The sequence below is a fragment of the Flavobacterium longum genome (genome assembly GCF_965137575.1).
Classification (GTDB): Bacteria; Bacteroidota; Bacteroidia; order Flavobacteriales; family Flavobacteriaceae; genus Flavobacterium; species Flavobacterium longum.
Genome location: NZ_CBCRZJ010000003.1, coordinates 567,990 through 587,118 on the forward strand (window position 1 = coordinate 567,990; position 19,129 = coordinate 587,118).

Sequence of the window (19,129 nt, forward strand, 5' to 3'; positions counted from 1 at the left end):
ACACCGTAACCCGCTTTGCTTCGGGCAGAAAAACCGATTTGTATGGTTAATGTATGGTTAAAACCGCGGTTGTTGTAGCGGGCTAAATCGAGAGAATGTACTCCACAACGCTGGTTTCGTGCGGCAAATCCATTTTCTTACGCAAACGATATCGTTTCACTTCCACGCTTCGGACCGAAATGTTCAACAGTGGCGCAATTTCCTTGGACGACAAATTCAATCGCAGGTACGCGCACAAGCGCAAATCGTTCGGTGTTAACGACGGATGCGCCTGCTTGACAATCTTCAAAAAGTCATTGTCAGCATTGTTGAAGGCTTCCTTGAAAATCGCCCAGGAATTGTCCTCGGAAATGTTCTCGTCAATCGTGTTGATGACGGATTTGATGTTCTTGTCGTCGTTGTTGCCGCTGGTGCGCTTCAAGTCGTCCTTGATCAGGGCGAGGAGTTCATTCTTCTTCATCAAACTCATCGTCGAGGCCGCCAGTTCACGGTTCTTGCTATCAACGTCGCTCGACAGTTGTTCGTTCTTGAGTTTCATGAGTTGGTGCTCGTTCTCGAGTTCCTTGATTTCCAAGAGCAAGTTGTTTTCCTCGATCAACTTCTGTTCTTTCTTGCGGTAATATTCCTTATAGGTTTTGTTGACGTAAAGCGCCAGCAACACCAGCAATATCAGGTAAATGAACAGCGCCAGATAGGTTGCGTACCACGGTTTTGCGATGGTAAAACTGTACGTGGCGAAGTTTTTCGGGTTCGAGTTTGCAATCTTCGCCCGCACTTTGAACGTGTAATCGCCAGGCGGCAAGTTCTTGAAATTCGCCGTTGTCCGGGCCGACCAATTGCTCCATTCCTCCTGAAAACCTTCGAGAATGTACTGGTATTCGGTGTAAATGTACTTGTTGTATTCGGGCACGGTGAAATTCAGGATGATGTTGTTCTCGTCCGATGAAAATTCGCCGGCCTGCTTCACCGGGCAGCTAATCAGTTTCTCGTCTAGTTTGTTGATCGTGACACCTGTAATGGACACGCCGTTGTTCTTGAGCCGCAAGTCGTTGAGGTTGATGGTATAATAACCGTCGGTCGTGCCAATCAGGAAAATCGAGTTGGACAACCGCGTCACGTTTTCGTATCCGAGCATAGAACCGGTCAACGACAACGGAATCGGGATCGTATTTTTCTTGAGCGCGCTCCCGATTTTGCTCAGCGTAAAATAATGGATGTAGTTTTTGGAAAACACCCAGAGTTTGTTGGAGCTGTCGGCCACCAATTTTCCTGAAGTGTACTCGTCTTTCTCGAAAACGGCGCTCAGGGTTTTGTCTCTGCGGAAGGTTTTGCTGGCATCGTCGAGGACGAAAATCCCGTCTTTGCTGGCGTAGTAAATCTTCTTGGCAAATTTGATCAGGCTGGCGTTCTTGCCTTTGCGTGGTGTATCGAGCGTTGTCAGGGCAGAACAAGTCGCAAAATTCTCATCCACATGAAACCGGAAAACGCCTTTATACTCGTGGCTCACATAGATATCGCGCGCGCTGGAAATCTCGAAATGCTTGGCCGAATAATCGAACTTGGCCAGCTTGTTCCTGAATTTCCATTGGTTTCCGACTTTCTGCAGCACCGAAATACCATAATAATTGCCTTGCAACAGCAAATCCGGCTTGCCCGGAATCTTCACGAAACCCCAAGTGCCCGAAGCCGAGAAAATGGGCGTTGCCGTATTATTTTCGATGACAAACGTCCCCGAATTGTGGCCGCAGAACACACTGCCTTCGTATTCAAAAAGCGACCAAACCTGGCCTTTCGTCCCGGCAATGAACTGCAAAGGTTCATTCGTGTAATAGGTTTTGCAGAACAAACCTTGATTGGTCCCGACGTACAATTTCCCATTGTGGAGCAGCGAAGTATAAACCGTGCCGAGCGATCCGGTTTTGTCTGAATACGTCCGGATGGGCGATTGCAGGTTGATGCAGTTTATCCCGTTGTCCAGCCCGATCCAGAGGTTTTGATCGACATCTTCAAAGATGGACAATACCGTGTTGTTGCTCAATCCTTTGTCCTGCGTGATGTGGTAGCGGAGCTTCCCGTTGGCCGTCAGGATGAAAATGCCGTCGGAAATCGTGCCTATCGCAAAACCCTTGTCCGACAATTGCTGGCAACTGTACACGCTGCCCGTGGCCATCTGCGCGTCCACATCGGTTACGAATGGCGAAAAAACACCGTTGATTAACGTGTAAAAACCATGCTGCATGGTTTGCAACAGCAGTCCTTCATCGGTGGCAAAAATCGCAATGATTTTGCTGTTGGCGGCCATCGGTTGGTTCGATACAAGTTTGCCCTTGCCATTCTCGATTTCGAATAAGCCTTCGCCAGGCACTTGGTAATAGATGGAACCGTTCGCCTGGAATGATTTCAGGATGCCGCTTCGGGGCGCGATGACGGAAAATTGGCCCGTCTTGGTGTCGTAAATATGAATTTGGTCAAGCGACTGGAAAATCATCCACTGTTCATACGGGAAAATGTTCCAAAACTGCTCATCGTCCTCGATTTTGCTCTTGATTTTCGCGCTGAGCGAATGGTATTTCAAATGGTTGTTCGCGTCCCTGGTCCAGTATCCGAATTCCATGTAACAACCCGTGTAAATGCGATCGCCAACGACTTGCACAGACCGGATGATGGTTTCATTGGGCGACGGATACAGCGTCCAGGCCGACCCGTTGAACTCCAGCAAACCGTCGTTGTTGGCGAAGAACATGAACCGTTGTGCATCCTGCGAAATCATCCAGTTCTGGTTGCCTGCGCCATACGTGGCCGGGCTGTATTTTACGATGGGCGCCAATTCCTGCGCGAGGAGGAAAACGGGAAACAGCAACCAAATAAGGGCGAATTTGATCTTCATTTCTAGGGTATTCAGTTTGTTGTTGCTCGGCGTTGGCCGAAAGTTGTTGCAATATAATAAAGTAGTAGTAGCTAGTGGCTAGTGACCAGATAAAAATCCGGCCGCTAACCACTTCCCTACTAATTACTAAATCTTGAAATTATCGTATTTGCTGGATTTCCAGCACGGTTTTGCCACTGTAGCTGTCCAGGTTTACCCCGGTGACAAAATTTTCCGCAAAGACTTCGATATAACCGCCCACAGCCAATTGCACGATGCAACTTACCGAGCGTTCTACATTGCCCGAACCGGAATGGTCGTGCGCCGTCATCTGGTAATACGCGCCGTTCACCTGCACGCCGATGGAATACAGGTTTGTGTTGCTCTGGTTGTCAGTATGGAACGCGGCTTCTACGCGATAGTAGCCCGCCTTTGTTGCGGTGAAACGATTGGTAGCCGTGTTGAATTCATTACCGGTATCAAAGACTTCCGTATTGAACCCGATTTTCTGCCATCCGCCGTTGGTGAGCACTTGGTTGGCCGACAGATGCGCGCGTACCAAAGAGAGCGTCGTTGCCGGATTGGTGACCCAGCTCGTTCCGCCTGCGCCGTCGGTCTGGAGGATTTGACCGTTTGTTCCGCGGACGTTCGGCATCGCATAACCATTGGCGTTCGCCGGATTATTGATCTGGAACGTACCGTTGACACGTGCGATGTTGGTGTTGAATTCGCCGTAGATCAAAGCATTGCTCTGGTCTGCGTTGGAATTGTCGATGTACAGCTTGTTGGAACCGGTTTCGAGCGCACCAGCATTAGAACCGATGGCCACGTTGCCTGTTCCTGTATTGGTCGTAAGTGCATTGTATCCGATGGCAACGTTGTTGGCGGTTGCCGCATTGGCTTTAAGCGTATTCGAACCGATGGCGACGTTAAAAGAACCCGTCGAGAAAAGCCCGGCCTGATAGCCCATGAATGCATTGTTGTTGGCTGCGAAGGTGTTGTAACGCCCAGCCTCAAAACCCACATAGGTATTGTTGGTTCCGGTCTGGTTTTCAAATCCGGCCGACGTACCAATGGCGGTGTTGTTGGCGCCTGTCTCATTGTTGAGCGCAGACGAACCCACGGCGGTGTTTCCCGTAGAAGCGCCGTTGCCCTGCAAGGCATTGTAACCTACTGCCGTATTGCCCGATCCGGAATTGCCGAAAAGCGCATGCCAGCCTACTGCCGTCGTATTGGCAAAAGCAGCGCCTGATCCAAACATGGCTTCATGCCCAACTGCCGTATTGGCCGAACCGAGATTGCGGCCCAGCGCAAAATTGCCGACAGCGGTGTTCTCATTGCCCGCAGCGTTGAGTTGCAAAGCGGCATATCCTACCGAAGTATTCCGACTGCCGTTGGCTGTTGTCAAAGCCTGGAAGCCAAGTGCGGTATTTTGCGTAGCGGCGATGTTGTTGGCGAGCGCCTGAAAACCCACGCCCGTATTATTACTCGCGGTGTTTCTTGTAAGCGCCTGAAACCCGACGGCCGTGCTGTTGTTGCCTCCAGCATTCAGGTTGAGCGCCTGATAGCCCACAGCGGTATTGGCACTGCCCGTCGTGGTCGCCAATGCCGCGTTGCCCACGCCTGTGTTCTGGATTCCGGTGGTTACTAGTGGCAACACGCCATTTCCAAAAGCCACGTTGTCGGCACCCGTAGTGAGCGCCAGCGCATTGGTTCCGAATGCGGTACTATTGGTAGCCGCACCGGCGGTAAGTGCATTGACGCCGAACCCGGTACTGGTAGCCCCAATCTTACCCGATGCGACGTTGTTTCGCCTAAAGGCTACATCAACCGCGTCGGTCGTACCCAAGAAATTCGTGGTTCCAGACAAGCCTGAGTTGCCAACGACGTTCCAAGCGTTTGCGGCGCCCGAGGCCAGTCGTTCCCAAACCGTACCATTGAAAAAGTAAAAGCCCACCGCCGTTACGTTCACCGTGGTTCCAGTGGCCGTGCCCGTGGTGACATCGTTTACGTAAATCAAGGTGGAGGTCGGCGTGCCAATCATGCTTTGTGCACGAAGCCTTGAAACCCTCGGGATCAAAACACCGTCCACTGTAGTGCCTGCCAAGCTGGTAGCCGTTACGTCAAGTGTGGCTCCGGGCGTTGTTGTACCGACGCCTACTTGCGCTGTCGCCCCAACTGAAATTAAAAAAAACAGTATGGCTAGTTTCGTTCTTGAGTTTTTCATTGCTTTTCTTTTAAATTAAAGCACACCTCCGTTTAAAGAGGTGTGCTTTCAGTAACCCAAAGTTTATCTTTTGATCACCCGGATGGTTTTCACCGCTTCGCCCTGGCTGACGATGACATTGTAAACACCCGATGGGAAACCTTGACCTACAGCAAACGTTCCCATATCAGACGCGCCTACCTCTTTGTTTTCAAGCAACCTTCCGGTCATGTCGTACACTTTCACCGCAATTGGCGCGTCAAGCGACGTGGTCAATTCCAGACTGAAACTGTCCGCGAACGGGTTCGGGAAAGCCACTGCGTCAAATGACAGGTCTTTGTCCTGATTCATCCTCGACAATCCCGGCGTTACGATAGAACAGGTCTTGCCGTAAGGTCCGGCAGGATCGGCCATGTTGAAAATCAAGCGGACTTTTACGTTGTATGTCGCGCCTGGCAAGAGTTGTCCGGCAAAATCGTTGAGTGTAAACGTACGCGTGCTTCTCACCACTTCAATCGGTGTCAGCAAACCGCCGCCGGAAATCTGGAAGGCGTAGGCAATGGCACCCGGATAGGAAATCGCGTAAATCTGCGTGCCGTTGTTGGTCACGAGATAGTTATCGCACTGCGAATCCTGCAATGATGTGGTCGGGAAATTTGGCGTGGTAACAGTACAGATGCCGCTGTATGGCAAGTAAGAACCGTCTGTATTTTTCAAGGCCACTTCTACGTTGTAAGCCTTGCCGTATTGCACCACGAAATTCGTGATTTGGTTCATCTTGAATTCACGGATGGAACGATCGAGCGTTTGTGTATTGACCGGATTGATCGGGTCGGTTACCCGGAAACGATAACCGGTAGCAAACGGCACCAGGTTGGCGTACACCGGATCAGACAGATTCGTCAAAACCTGGGCGCAGTTGGTGAGCGATGTTACCGTTGCAGGTGTGGTCACGGTACATTCCGACGCAGTAAACGGCTGCCAGAAACCAAGGTAACGAACAGACAACTCAATTTTATACTGTGTGTTGAACGCATAATTGACCAACTGTGTCAGCCTCATGGTGCGTAAGGCCGTATCCAATGTCTGGACTTGCCCTGCCGACGGACCGCTCATGGTGGTCACTCTCCAGCGATAGCCTTGTGCGCCGGCCACGATGTTCGCTGTAATAGGGCTGTCGATAGCCGCCAGCATCGCATTACACATCGGTCCTTGGATGACGGTCGTAATCGGTGTAAAACCTTCGTCGGTCAAACCGTCGCAGTCGTCATCAATCAAGTTGTAACCTACTTCGGCTGCACCTGGGTGAACGGTGTTCTTGGTGTCGTCGCAATCTGTATTGTTGGCCACATAGCCTGATGGAGCCGGAGCGCCATCGCCGCACACCAATTGTGAAACAGCAGGGTCGCCGTATCCGTCATTGTCAGCATCCGCGTAGTACGGATAGCATTCGTTGCTGAAATACACATTGTCCACAAAAATCTGCGGTCCTGAAGCGGTGTTCTGCTCCAGTTTCAAGCCCCAAACTTGCGTGAGGTCGGCGGCGCCGAAGCTAGACAACGGGATGCTCAAAGAGTTCCAGCCCGCAGTCAAATTAGACGCTTCGTACAAATAGTCGCCGTTGGCCAACAGGAAAATGAAGATTCTTGACAAAGCCGGGTTCGAACTCAGTGGCGCATTGAGGTAAATGTCGATATGCAAATGACTCATGCCCGATACGTCGAAGCGTGTCTCGGCTTGGTCAATCAATCCAGAGAAGCCGAAGTTGTCAAGTTGGAGCGCAGTGTTGGTTCCGTTGGCTACTTCGGTCATCGTCGTTCCAGTTGTCCAAGAAGACTGCACCAAGTTGAAAGCGTTGGCATACACTGGCGGGTTTCCGGTAAACATCGATACGACGCGATCAGGGGTTCGGGCCGGTGGCACCGGTGAAGCGGTCGGGGCCGGATAACTCACCACCAATGGTGCGGTGATGCTGGCCGTGCCGTAACTGCCCGATGGCGCTTGTGTAGCCGTGATGGTGGATGTTCCAGGACCAACAATGTGAACAGTGTCGCCGATGATGGTGGCAACAGCCGTATTGCTGCTGGTGTATGAGAACGCACCGTTGCTGTTGGACGTTGGCGGTGTCAGTACAAAATCTGGATCGTTGTAGGCTTTCGCAGGAATGCTGAAGTCAGACAACGTTGGCGGTAGCAATGTGGCCGGCCTGTAGAAATAGATGTTGTCCACGTAAACGGTTTTTCCGCCGCCATTGAGGCTTTCGAATTTCAGCAAGCTGACGCCATTGAGGTTCAATCCTAAATTGACATAGGTTGACATCGGGATATCGATGCTGTTCCATTGGTTTGGCGTAAGTGTAATCTGGGCATTGCGGTCGCCGTTGTTCAACAGCCAGATGTTCATTCCAGTGCAATCTTCAGAGTAGACGTCCATATGCAAAGTGGTCATCTCAGTAAGATTCTGTGGCGCGAAAGTGACAATCTCGATAAGGAAATTGCTCATCTTCTTGGTGTCGTTACCAGAAAGCAATTCATCGGTAGTCACGGCGATATTCTGCCATACCGGCGAACCTTGTGTCGTGTAAGCGTTGCTGTAAACCGACTTGACATCCCAATCATTTCTGGCTGGTGGATTTGGTGCCGGAGTAGACAATGGCGGGTTGGCCACTACGAATGTGGCCGCGATAGAACCTGGTTCATAAGGCGAAGACGCAGCTTGGTTGGCTGTAATGGTCGTCGTGCCCGGTCCAACAATGTGTACGGTGTCGCCGCTGATGGTAGCCACCGCGGTATTGCTACTGGTGTAAGTGAAGGCACCTGGGCTATCTGACGTTGGTGCAGTCAACGTGAAATCCGGGTCGCCGAACACTTTTGAAGGAACGGTGAAGTTGCTGAGCGTTGGCTCGATACCGGCCGGACGGTAGAAATAAATATTGTCCAGATACATTTGGTATGCGCCCGAAGCGGAATTCGATTCGAATTTCAATCCGTAGATGCTAGACAAATCTGCGCCCGCGTTGGTGTAGTTGGTCAAATCGATATCAAGCGAGTTCCATCCCGCTGTGAGGTTGGTGGCCGTGTAAATCTTGTCGCCGTTAGACAGCAGGAAGATGAACATACTCGGCAACGACGTATTCAGATACATATCCACGTGAAGCTTGGTCATGCCCGCCGCACTGAAATTGGCGCCGTTGGTCACATAACCCAACCAGCCCATGTTGTTGACTTGCAAAGCGGTATTCGATCCGTTTGGAATCTCGGTAAGCGTCACCGCGCCGTTAGACCAATCGGCTCGAACGGCAGTTACGCCATTGGCATAAACCGTTGGCGTTCCCGTAAACATGGAAACCACGTCTGCCGGATCACGCGCAGGCGGTACCGGCGATGCGCCCGGTGCAGGGAAACTTGCGGTAAATGTAGCCGTCGCAACGCCTTGACCGAAACTTCCGTCGGCTGCTTGGGTCGCAGTAATGGTTGATGTTCCGCCGCCCACGATAGTCAAAATGTCGCCCGAAATCGTGGCCACGCCGGTGTTGCTGCTGGTGTAAGACCACGCACCGCCGCTGTTGGATGTTGGCGGCGTTAACTGGAATGCCGGATCGCCCACATTTTTAGCAGGAACGGTGAACGTGCCCAAAGTTGGTGGTTGTGTAGTGGCCGGCCTGTAGAAATAAACGTTTGTGATAAACAAAGTGGTATTGTTCGGGTTGAACGTAACGGGAACAATCCAACGCAGGTTCGACAGGTCAACAGAGCCGCCGCCAGAAGTATACGTGCTGAGCGGAATGTCGTACGAATTCCACGTGCCTTGCGCTTTCGCGAACGGAACTTCCAATTCGCGGTTGCTTCCGTTTACGGCTTCGAGTTTAATCTTGAAAGAAACAAAGTCAGGTGACCACACATCGATATGCAAATGCGTCATCTGTGATACGTTCAGGGTCATCGCACCACTGGTGGAAATGCCCGAATAGCTGTGACCGGTGTATTTCTTTACGACGCTTCCGTCGCCCAAAGTCACGTCGCCGACAATTGTACTGCCGCCGAAACTATCGAATACAACACCCGATTGGTTGGTATAAGCTGCGCCGTATTGCGAAAGCACGTCCCACGGATTTCTGGCCGGTGGCGTTGGCGGCCCAGCCGTTGGTGTAGTGGCTGGAACAGTGACAACTAAATTTGCCGTGACACTTCCGGCAGCGAAAGACGCCGTTGCGGCTTGATTCGCTGTAATGGTAGACGTACCGCCGCCTACAATGGTAATGGTGTTTCCGCTGATTTGTGCCACACCAGTGTTGCTGCTGGTGTAAGTGAACGCGCCACCACTGTTCGAGGTTGGCTGTGTAATGGTAAATGGCGCATCGCCCAATACTCTAGGCGGCATATTTAGCGCGCCAATAGTCGGGGCAGGAAGTCCGCCGCCGCCGCAGGTATTTCCGACAGTATAGGTAAAGTTCTTGGTCACAGCGAAGCCGCCGGCAGCCCAAGCAAATTTACAGGCAACGGTAAAGGTTGCACCTGCCGTGAATCCTGAATACGTGCGCCTGAATTTCTGCCCGCCGACGTTTGACATTGGCAATTCCTGAAATCCAGGGTTGAACGTCCAGGCGTAGGCCACCAGGCCGGTGAGCGGGCTCAGCACTTCAAATTCGACGGTTACATCTGAACCCGAAGTGGTAAACGTGTACTTGTAATTAGGCAGTCCGCTGCCTTGCGAAATTTCGTTGGTTGTGCCCGTACACTCGGTGTTTTGGGCAAAACTACTGGGAATGACTGCCGCAAAGAGCAGCAACACCAGTACTAGTTTTTTTAGTGTTTCCATAATTAAAATTGTCTTGGTTTGTAGGGTTGATTAATGGAAGGTTGCCCTTCCGGTTAGCGTAAAAATCCTCTTCCCGTACCTGGACCTACGCCAGGCGGGATTTATTATCCTTCAAAATGTGTCTAAACGATGCTGCCGAAAAACGTGATGACATGTTCATCTTGGGGACGATAAACCGCTTTCGGGAGACTTTTCAATAAGGCGCTGATCTGCAATCAACAATTATCAGTAGGAAACAATCATTGAATATATCATTTGGGCATATACTCAAAAAAGAAAGCAGACTGTAATTCAGAAACCAGTCTGCTTTCAAAACTCACTTGAATTAATTCTTAACTAATTTTACGGTTTTGCTTCCGCTATTTGTTTGGACATTGGCGAAGTACATCCCGCTGGCCAACGCCGAAGCATCAATCACGGCATTCAAATCGTTCGGTTGGATCAATTGGATCTGTTTTCCGGTAATGTCAAACAACTGCACCGATGAAATGGCTTCGCTTGCCGAGATATTCCATGCGTCTTTCGTCGGGTTTGGATAGGCATTAAAAGTCAAAGCGTTCACATCACGCGTGCTCAAAATGGTTGGCTCGACGGTCGAGAAATAAATGTTGTCGAAGTACACGATGTCCGACACCAAATCTGAAGTTGTTCCCAATTTAAACTGGAAGAACGTCGATTTATTGAAGCCTTTTCCTTCGAAGAAACTCAACGGCACATTTACACTTTGCCATGAACCTTGTACCAGCGTGCCGTCGCTGCCTTCGGTACGCAATTCATAATTGTATTCTACGACACCACCGTTGTTGCCGATGATGATGAACCTGATTTCGTTTGAATTCGCATCGGCGAAATAATCGAAATGCACCCATTGGTAAGCAGAGATGTCGGTCACGGTATTTGTTCCTTGTCCCCAACCGGCTACCGCGAAGTTCATCTTGATGGCTTGGTTGGTTACATCGGTCGAGTCGAGATCTGGCGTACCAGAGTTCACCCCAAAGCTGTAGTTCGGAATCCAAACATTCGTATAGCCCGGAACATCATTGTAAATGCTCAACACCTGGTTGTCTGGCGTGCCCGGAATGGGCGCCACATTAGGGAAAGTAGCCGCAAAGTTGATGGTGTAGGTCTTTGTGACCGTGCCATTTTCTGAAGTTACCAATACCGAAGCCGTACCCGGAATTCCAGACGCTTGGGTAATTGAAGTAATGGTCGCGCCCGCATCTGTAGTTGTAGCCGATGTAATCTGGGGAACCGTTGTGGTGCCCACCACCAATTCATACGTATATTCTGTTACCGACGTGTTAAAGCCCGGAAGCGTCGTGCCGTTTACTTGCAAATCGCTCAAAGATGCGTCTGAGCCTGCCGCGGTTGGTGTCTTCCAGAAATAAATGTTGTCCAGATAAATGGTAGATGGCGAAACGCCGCCCTGGCCGTCGAACTTGATTTGGAAAACGCTGTCCCAGGTCATGCCGACAAATGCACTTTTCGGGAGGTCAACGCTGCTCCATCCATTTTGTACCAGCGGCACATTCACAAGGACTTCAGCGACACCAGTTCCGTTATTAATAGGAGAAACTTTTACGTTGGTTGCATTTGACGTCCAGATGTCGATGTGCAGGTATTCCATACCAGATGCATTCTGCGTCGTCAGTTCGGTGCCTTGGTAATTGAAGTTCGGGTAAGCCAACACCAAATTTCCCGTGCCCGGATCAAAGTTCGGGTTGACTTGCCCGAAACCGGTTTGGCCCCAGTTCGGATCATAATTCGTCGCCACATTCGTGAACGAGCCGCCGTAAATAGAAATCACATCCGTAGGCGCATTGGTTGGAACGGGCGCGTTGGTCGTTGGCTGTGCATACATATAGGTAGCGTTCAGCAAAACCAACAAGAACAAAAGGGTAATTTTTCTCATATTATATTTTTTTAAAATTAAATTTGATAAAAGCTAAAATAAACAATAACATATTTAAACAATTCGCAATGCCGTCATACAAACTATACAACCAAAAATTTGTAAATCCCTAGGAATAGCGGATAAACGGCTCAAAATAAACGGCTAACAAAACCCATTAAAATCACCTTTGCCAATTCTGTATGGTTGTTGTATAGTTTTTTTCTCCTTTTTTTAGAACTACAACGTTTGCATTTACACCCTCAACTTGCACAAAACCGTCGCCAAACGGTGATGTTATGCCAACGTTACCGCTTCAGCGCAAAATGTGCGCGGAATGTTTTAGTTGCGCCATTTTCTGTATAATCGACGGCAAACCAATAATCCGACGACGGCATCGGCTGCCCGTTGTACGTTCCGTCCCAGCCAGAACCGCCTGTCCCGATTTGTTTGAGCAACTTGCCGTAGCGGTCAAAAATCCAGATGATTGCGTCCAAACCGTCAATGTTCCAAGAATCGTTGAAACCGTCCGCATTCGGCGTGAAAAACTTAGGATAATTGATGAGTGTTACCGATGCCGACAAATTAGTACAATAATCGTCAATCACGGTCACGGTATGCGTTCCCGGCGGAACATCCACAAACACATTCGACGACTGGAACGGCCCATTGTCCAGCGCGTATAAAAAAGGCCCGCCGCCGCCCACAACGTTCACGACGATTCGCGGTTGGTCTGCAAAGGCTTCGGACTGTTCAATGAGCAGGCTTTCTCCTTGCGGCATTTCGCCCACAACAGCCGTCACCGATGCAGACTCGCAACCTGCCGCATTGGTCGCGATCACCGTATAACTGCCCGTTTGCGTGGCATTGTAGCTGCTGCCCAGCGCGCCCGGAATCGGACTCGTACCGAAAAACCATTGAAAACTATGGTTGGCCGGATTCAAACCTGTATCCAGCGTGTAAAATTGCGTGGATGGCGCCGCAATACTACTCGTGCATATCACGCCGTCCTGGATTTGCGGAACCGGAAGTGGATGCACTGTAACTGTTATCAAGACCGAACTTCCGACGCAGCCGTTGAAAGATGGCGTCACCGCATAGGTTATCGTACCTGCGGCATTTCCGTTTAACGTGATGGCATCGTTGATTTGATTTCCGTTGCCCGACGTCGCGCCGCTTGCCCCATTTTGGGTTGCCGTCCAGTTAAATGTAGCGCCAGCCATACCCGACAGTGCAAGGTTGATGTTTTCGCCTTCGCAATACACCAAATCTCCTGTATAAGTGACCGTTGGCGACGGATTGATGGCAATGGAGACAAAATCTGAAAGCGGACGACTGCAACCAGATAAACTAACGCTCATCAATTGATAAGTTACGCCAGCCGTCAATGGGTTCGTGGCAACGACTGCGCTTCCTGATCCGTTCAGCGTTACGGTTTGGCTGCTGCTTCCGTCAAGATAGGTCACTACGGCATTCGGCGTACCCGTGAATGTGAGTGTCGCGGTTTGGTTTGCGCAGACTGACGACGCGCTGGCAGCGATAGACGCAGTAGGCAATGTGACGGCCGAAATGCTCACCGATTGCGACAAGGTCTGAGAACAACCGCCAATGCCCGAAGATGTGACGCCAATGAGCGTGTAAACTGTCGGCGACGTCACATTTGGAATCGTGACCGACGCCGTACCCGATGCATCCAATGTAACGGATTGCGCCGTCGTTCCTGCCGTATAATCCACAGTCGCGTTGGGTGTTCCCGTAAATGTAATTGTAGCAGGATTGCCGCTGCACACGGGCGAATTGCTCGCAATGGAAGCCGTCGGCAAGCCGTTTACAGAAACCGTTGCCGTCGTGTTGATGGTATTGCTGCACGCGCCCAAAGCCACGCTGACCAAGGTGAACGTGCTGTTCGATGCCAACGGCGATGTGGTAAAACTAGCCAACCCAGAAGCATTTAAAGTCGCGGTTTGGTTGCCGCCCTCGTTGATTTTATAAGTGACGACGGCATTCGGCGTACCCGTAAACGCAATCGTACTTGTTTGGTTTTCACATACCGTCGACGGATTTGCATTGATTGAAGCCGTCGGCGAAGTCACGACATTCACCGTGACCGATTGCGATAAAGACTGTGTACAGACGCCACCAACACTTACTTGGACCAAAGTAAAAGTGGCCGTCGCGGTGATATTAGGAAAAACGACCGATGCCGTTCCAGAAGCGTTCAAATTTACGGTTTGGTTGCCACTGCCATCAGAATAGGTTACCGTAGCGTTGGGCGTTCCCGTAAAGTTGAGCGTGACCGCGCTTCCGGCACAAACGGAAGATGCGATAGATATAGCGGCCGTTGCCGAATTGTTCACGGTAACGGTCACCGAATCGTTTTTGTTACGGACACAAGTGCCCAATACTGCCGATGCGACATCGAGCATCGTGTAAGTAGTGGTCGCAGTCAAGACCGGCGTGGTAAAACTGGCTGACCCCACAGCGTTCAACGTCACGGTTTGATTGGTCGTGCCATCCGAAAAAGTAACGGTGGCGTTCGGCGTGCCCGTAAAACTGATGACCGCCGTATTGCCGCCGCAAATGGTTGCTGTGCCGCTGATGGTTGCGTCGGGCAACGGCACCACGTTCAATTGTACAGGCGTTCTCGGGCTGGCGATACAACCCGTAACGACGTTGTACATTTCGGCGTAAAAAATTCCCGGCGCCGTGGGCGTGTAAGACGTGCTGTTGGCCTGTAACAATGTGCCACCGGCCGCCGCGCTGTACCAACTGACACTGGTTTGCGGCTGGCTGACCACCGACAATGCCGGAATGGTTTCGTCGCTGCAAATCGTCACATTGCCATTGCTGACCGCCGCGCCGGGCGAAGACAGGATGGAAATCGTAAAGACGTTTGAAGCGGTCGAGCAGAACACATTCGACAAATTGGCGACATCCTGCGCGGCTTTTACGCGGTAGTATGTCAGTGAACCGATGTTGGGCGTGGTATAACTGGACGCCGTTGCGCCAACCACATCAGTCCAAGAAACGCCGTCCGTACTGGTTTGCCATTGGTAAAAATAAGGCACCGCACTCGCCGTGGCGGCCTGAAGCTGCAACGACACGGGGTTGGTGCAGGTCGTAAAGGTATCGCCGGTTACAGACGGGCTTGAAACGGTAGTCACATCGCCGCATGCGCTAAACGAAATGTCGTCGATGGCCAAATCGTTGCCGCAGCCGCCCACGCCATTGTTTTTCATCTTCAACACCACCGAGGTTTCGCTCACGGTCGTAAAAACCAATGCGAACTGCTGCCATAGCGGTGTTGGCGTCCCGAAAATATTCCCTGTGTTACCCGAACCGAGCAAAATGGTCTCGGCGGCGTTCCAGATTTCAAACCGCACGTTAATCGGGATCTGGCCGGCACCGCAGTAATTACTGCTGGGATTGTATACGTTCATCACCCAAGCCGAAAATTCAAAAGTCGTGTTGACGCACAAACCCGTTACGGTTTTCTTGTAAAAGTCACCCGAAGTGACCGCATTGGCATTCATCAGCAGCATCTTGCCGTTCGGGCCGTTGGTGGCGTCGGGTGTGTGATCGAGCGCATTGTGCCACGTCGTGTACTGATAGGAATTGTTATGAACGGTGTATTGTCCGTCATTTGGTGCGCCGGTCACAAACGCGTAGGTCGTGACACCCGCGGGCAAGGCCGGGCCATACGTGGTGCCATTGCCAAAGTTTTCCGTAAACAACGGCTCGCCTTTGCTTCCGGGACAAAAACCCAGTTGGGCATGAGCACCGACAGCAGTCAACAGGAAAATAAAAGATAGCAGTTTCTTCATATTCATCAGCAGAAACAAAGGCACGGATTGCCTGTAATTTCAATGTGATGAAAGTTAAGTTTAGTTTACGGACTGCGGTCGCGATAGGCGATGATAAAAACCATACAAATTTGTCCTTTCCGCTAAAAAAACGTTTTCGTTGGCCGTACAACACCACAACAAAATGCTTGCAGTAGGATAATCGGCCGGAAAAAGGCAAGCAACCGAGATGAAACGATGTTACGTTAAATGATCCAACACGCGCTCCAACGCCATACCGCGCGACCCTTTAATAAGCATCGTCTTGCCGGACAATGGATGCGCGTCGAGGAATTCCGCCAGGGCGTCGAAAGATTCATAAAAAGTAAAATGTTCCCGCTCCAGACTGTTGTTTGAAAATTCCCTTCCGATGAAGATAAAATCAACATCATCGACATCGGCCACGGAAGTAACCAGCGCTTTATGCTCGGCAGCGCTTTCCGACCCGAGTTCGAACATGTCACCCAGAATGGCTATTTTGTTCGGCTTGTCAAGCTGAAGGAAATTCTCGATGGCCACGGCCATGCTGCTCGGATTGGCGTTGTAAGCGTCGAGGATGATTTCATTCCCGCCTTTGTGCAGGATTTGCGAGCGGTTGTTTTCGGGCGTATAACTTTCAATGGCTTGCTTGATTTTCTCGTTCGAGATATCGAAATACTTCCCGATGGCAATGGCCGCATTGATGTTGCTGGCGTTGTACAACCCGATGAGTTTGGACGCAATGGTCACGCCATCAAAGGAAACTTCAACGAATGGTTTGGCTGAAACTTGTGCAATGTTTACGGCCGCTTTGGGCTGTTGCACGCCAAACTCATACCTCCTGAGCGACTGGCCTTTTTCGGCCTGGATGGCATCGTTCAGATTGATGAAGGCCATTTTATTATTCGCACCGAGATAGCCGTACAACTCGCTCTTTCCCTTAATGACGCCTTCGGTGCCGCCGAAACCTTCCAAGTGTGCTTTCCCGAAATTGGTGATGTAGCCGTAATCAGGCGTTGCAATCGTGCACAAAAATTCGATTTCCTTCTGATGGTTTGCGCCCATTTCCACGATACCGATTTCAGTTTCGTTTGTAAAGGAAAGCAAGGTCAACGGTACGCCAATATGGTTGTTCAGGTTGCCGACGGTGGCCTTTGCATTGAATTTCTGTTTCAATACGGCGTGAATCAGTTCTTTGGTCGTGGTTTTCCCGTTGCTTCCCGTAAGGGCTATAATGGGCAGCTTCAAATAATTTCTGTGGTACCGCGCCAATTCCTGTAAGGCTTCCAGACTGTCGCGAACTAAAATGGTACGCGGGTCAATGTAATAGTCTTTGTTGTCGATGACCACGTACGACGCGCCTTTCTCCAATGCTTCGGCAGCGAAAGTGTTTGCATCGAACCGCTCGCCCTTGATGGCAACGAACATTGACTTCGGTTGTATTTTCCGTGTGTCGGTAGAAATACCAGAGCATGTCAGAAATGCATCGTGGATGGCCTTGATTTCCATAAAATCAATAATATTAGGTTACATTGAAAAGAATAACCGCGGCTAAAGTTACGGCAAAAAAATAAAGCCCTAAAAATAGGGCTTTACTTAAATTATGATGCAAATTAGTTTCTTGCTCTTTTCTTTTTCTCAGATTTAGGACCAACCCTAGACATTGCGCAACGGAAACCGATATAGTCTGTGGCCATATCCTGCGGGAAATACCTTCTCTGGGCCGGATCCAACCAGTAAGCACGATCTCTCCAAGAACCACCTTTGTACACGCGAACGTCGTCGTTCACCAAAGTTGTCCTTTTGCTTGATTTATCGAACTTGCGGACCATATTGCCCAAACTGTCTGTTGAGACGTTGTGTTTAGGCGAGTCATACATCCTTTGGTTGTCTTTCATTTTAGATACGTCTTCTTCGGCGTCACCAAACTTGAAATATCTGGTAGATTGCTTGTCACCATCACGGTAGTTACGGTTGTCTGACTTATCGAAATTCTGACGCAAATACGTTTCATTCTCATCCACCGGAACCTGAGCAATCTCGCCAGGGAAATTCCTAGCCATGATTTTACCGTTGGCCAAAGTATCGAACTTCTGGTTTTCGGCGGTTACGATTTCAACTTTTCCGTCTTCGCCGATTTTGTTCTTCATGTAAACGTTACCCCTGTAGTAGTTGAAGTCGTTCGCTTCGTCGTCCACGATCGGACGGTAAACGTCAGCAACCCATTCGGCTACGTTGCCAGCCATATCATACAAACCGAAGTCATTGGCTGGGTAAGATTTAACTTTGTTGGTGATGTCGGCACCGTCATCTGACCAGCCTGCAATACCGCCGTAATCACCTTTACCTTGTTTGAAGTTGGCCAATTGGTCACCACGAACCTGACGCTTGCCCGAACGGGTATAGCTACCAGACCAAGGATATTTCTTTTGCCCTTTGTAAGCATTGTATTGGCGCTGACCGATATCGGCAGCAGCGGCATATTCCCATTCTGCTTCGGTTGGAAGCCTGTACTCTGGCAAAATCAAACCAGAAGTTCTTTGGGCATAAACATTTTTAGGGCTGTTGCCGTTTGTGGCAGTTGCAGAACCTGAACCGGCGCCCGGATCTCCGGCCGGAGCGGCTGAACCTTTCTTAGAAGCCGAACGGCCTTTGCCTTTCTTCAACACCAACTCTTCGTTTTTAGAACCGAAAGCTTGTGTTGGCGCGGCCAAGTAAGTATCTGTACTGAATGTTCCCTCAGCCGAATCAGCCAAGTGAGAATCTTTTTTCAAGTATTTCTGATCTTCGAGGGTTTTCTCGTTCACGCGGTCTGTACGCCATTTTGAGAATTCAACGGCCTGAATCCAGTTTACACCAACGACAGGATACTCAGCATAAGCCGGGTGACGCAAATAGTTGTTGGTCATGGTTTCGTTATAACCCAAACGGTTTCTCCAAACAAGTGTATCAGGAGAAGCACCTTCGTAGATGTTTTTGTAGTTTTCTTGGTCTGGCGGGAAAACCCTTTTCAACCAATCGAGGTATTCCATGTACATCAGGTTGGTCACTTCGGTTTCGTCCATGTAGAACGACTGAACGTGCTGCTGATTTGGCGTGTTGTTCCAATCGTGCATCACATCGTCCTGTACCTTACCCATGGTAAATGTACCGCCTTCTACGAATACAAGCCCGGGGCCGGTAGCCTGTTTCTTAAACTTTGAGGCGTACTGAAAACCACCTTTGCTATCGTTAATCTTCCAACCGGTTGCCCTGGAAGAACTTTTTCCGCTTGATTTCTTGCCACAAGAGGAAAAACCTGCCACTACAGCGACACACAGTAACAGCTTGATAGTCATTAATTTCGTTACTTTCATACTTCTAGTAGGTAATAAAATTTTCGAGGCGCAATATAACAATTAACCGTTAAACCGCAACATCTTTTTTACAAAATATACTTTCTAGTCCTTTTGCGACGGGCGCAAGTTCCTACAGAACGGTTTTTTAAAACTATTATTATATGGCTTTGGGCTAAATAAATTATTTTT

The 19,129-nt window shown here is 50.1% G+C and carries 7 protein-coding genes; all 7 read right to left on the reverse strand.

Annotated elements, in window-relative coordinates:
• Window positions 1-82: 82 nt before the first annotated feature.
• The 7 genes from ACM9J1_RS08215 to gldJ all read right to left on the reverse strand — a co-directional run bounded on the left by ACM9J1_RS08215 (window position 83) and on the right by gldJ (window position 18,958).
• The gene (locus ACM9J1_RS08215; RefSeq protein WP_415581551.1) at window positions 83-2,887 is read right to left on the reverse strand and encodes a helix-turn-helix and ligand-binding sensor domain-containing protein; all 2,805 of its coding nucleotides are present in this window, start codon (window positions 2,885-2,887) and stop codon (window positions 83-85) included.
• Window positions 2,888-3,026: 139 nt separating this feature from the next.
• On the reverse strand, window positions 3,027-5,093 hold the full coding sequence (locus tag ACM9J1_RS08220; RefSeq protein ID WP_415581552.1) for a hypothetical protein: 2,067 nt from the start codon (window positions 5,091-5,093) through the stop codon (window positions 3,027-3,029).
• A 63-nt stretch (window positions 5,094-5,156) separates the two neighbouring features.
• Window positions 5,157-9,890 (reverse strand): T9SS type A sorting domain-containing protein, encoded by a 4,734-nt coding sequence (locus ACM9J1_RS08225; RefSeq protein WP_415581553.1) that lies wholly within the window; start codon window positions 9,888-9,890, stop codon window positions 5,157-5,159.
• A 325-nt stretch (window positions 9,891-10,215) separates the two neighbouring features.
• On the reverse strand, window positions 10,216-11,802 hold the full coding sequence (locus ACM9J1_RS08230) for a T9SS type A sorting domain-containing protein (RefSeq protein WP_415581554.1): 1,587 nt from the start codon (window positions 11,800-11,802) through the stop codon (window positions 10,216-10,218).
• 287 nt (window positions 11,803-12,089) lie between these two features.
• Window positions 12,090-15,605, reverse strand: a complete 3,516-nt coding sequence (locus ACM9J1_RS08235) for an Ig-like domain-containing protein (RefSeq protein WP_415581555.1) — start codon at window positions 15,603-15,605, stop codon at window positions 12,090-12,092.
• 219 nt (window positions 15,606-15,824) lie between these two features.
• Entirely contained in the window at window positions 15,825-17,111 is a 1,287-nt protein-coding gene (locus ACM9J1_RS08240) for a UDP-N-acetylmuramoyl-tripeptide--D-alanyl-D-alanine ligase (RefSeq protein WP_415581556.1), read from the reverse strand.
• 104 nt (window positions 17,112-17,215) lie between these two features.
• Window positions 17,216-18,958: a gliding motility lipoprotein GldJ gene (gene gldJ / locus ACM9J1_RS08245; protein WP_415581557.1), complete on the reverse strand. Its 1,743-nt coding sequence runs from the start codon at window positions 18,956-18,958 to the stop codon at window positions 17,216-17,218.
• Window positions 18,959-19,129 lie beyond the last annotated feature (171 nt).

Bases quoted from the DNA above. Each gene is read 5' to 3' on its own strand.
- ACM9J1_RS08225 (WP_415581553.1), bottom strand. From the start codon at position 9,890: ATGGAAACACTAAAAAAACTAGTACTGGTGTTGCTGCTCTTTGCGGCA.
- ACM9J1_RS08240 (WP_415581556.1), bottom strand. From the start codon at position 17,111: ATGGAAATCAAGGCCATCCACGATGCATTTCTGACATGCTCTGGTATT.
- ACM9J1_RS08220 (WP_415581552.1), bottom strand. From the start codon at position 5,093: ATGAAAAACTCAAGAACGAAACTAGCCATACTGTTTTTTTTAATTTCA.
- gldJ (WP_415581557.1), bottom strand. From the start codon at position 18,958: ATGAAAGTAACGAAATTAATGACTATCAAGCTGTTACTGTGTGTCGCT.
- ACM9J1_RS08235 (WP_415581555.1), bottom strand. From the start codon at position 15,605: ATGAAGAAACTGCTATCTTTTATTTTCCTGTTGACTGCTGTCGGTGCT.
- ACM9J1_RS08215 (WP_415581551.1), bottom strand. From the start codon at position 2,887: ATGAAGATCAAATTCGCCCTTATTTGGTTGCTGTTTCCCGTTTTCCTC.
- ACM9J1_RS08230 (WP_415581554.1), bottom strand. From the start codon at position 11,802: ATGAGAAAAATTACCCTTTTGTTCTTGTTGGTTTTGCTGAACGCTACC.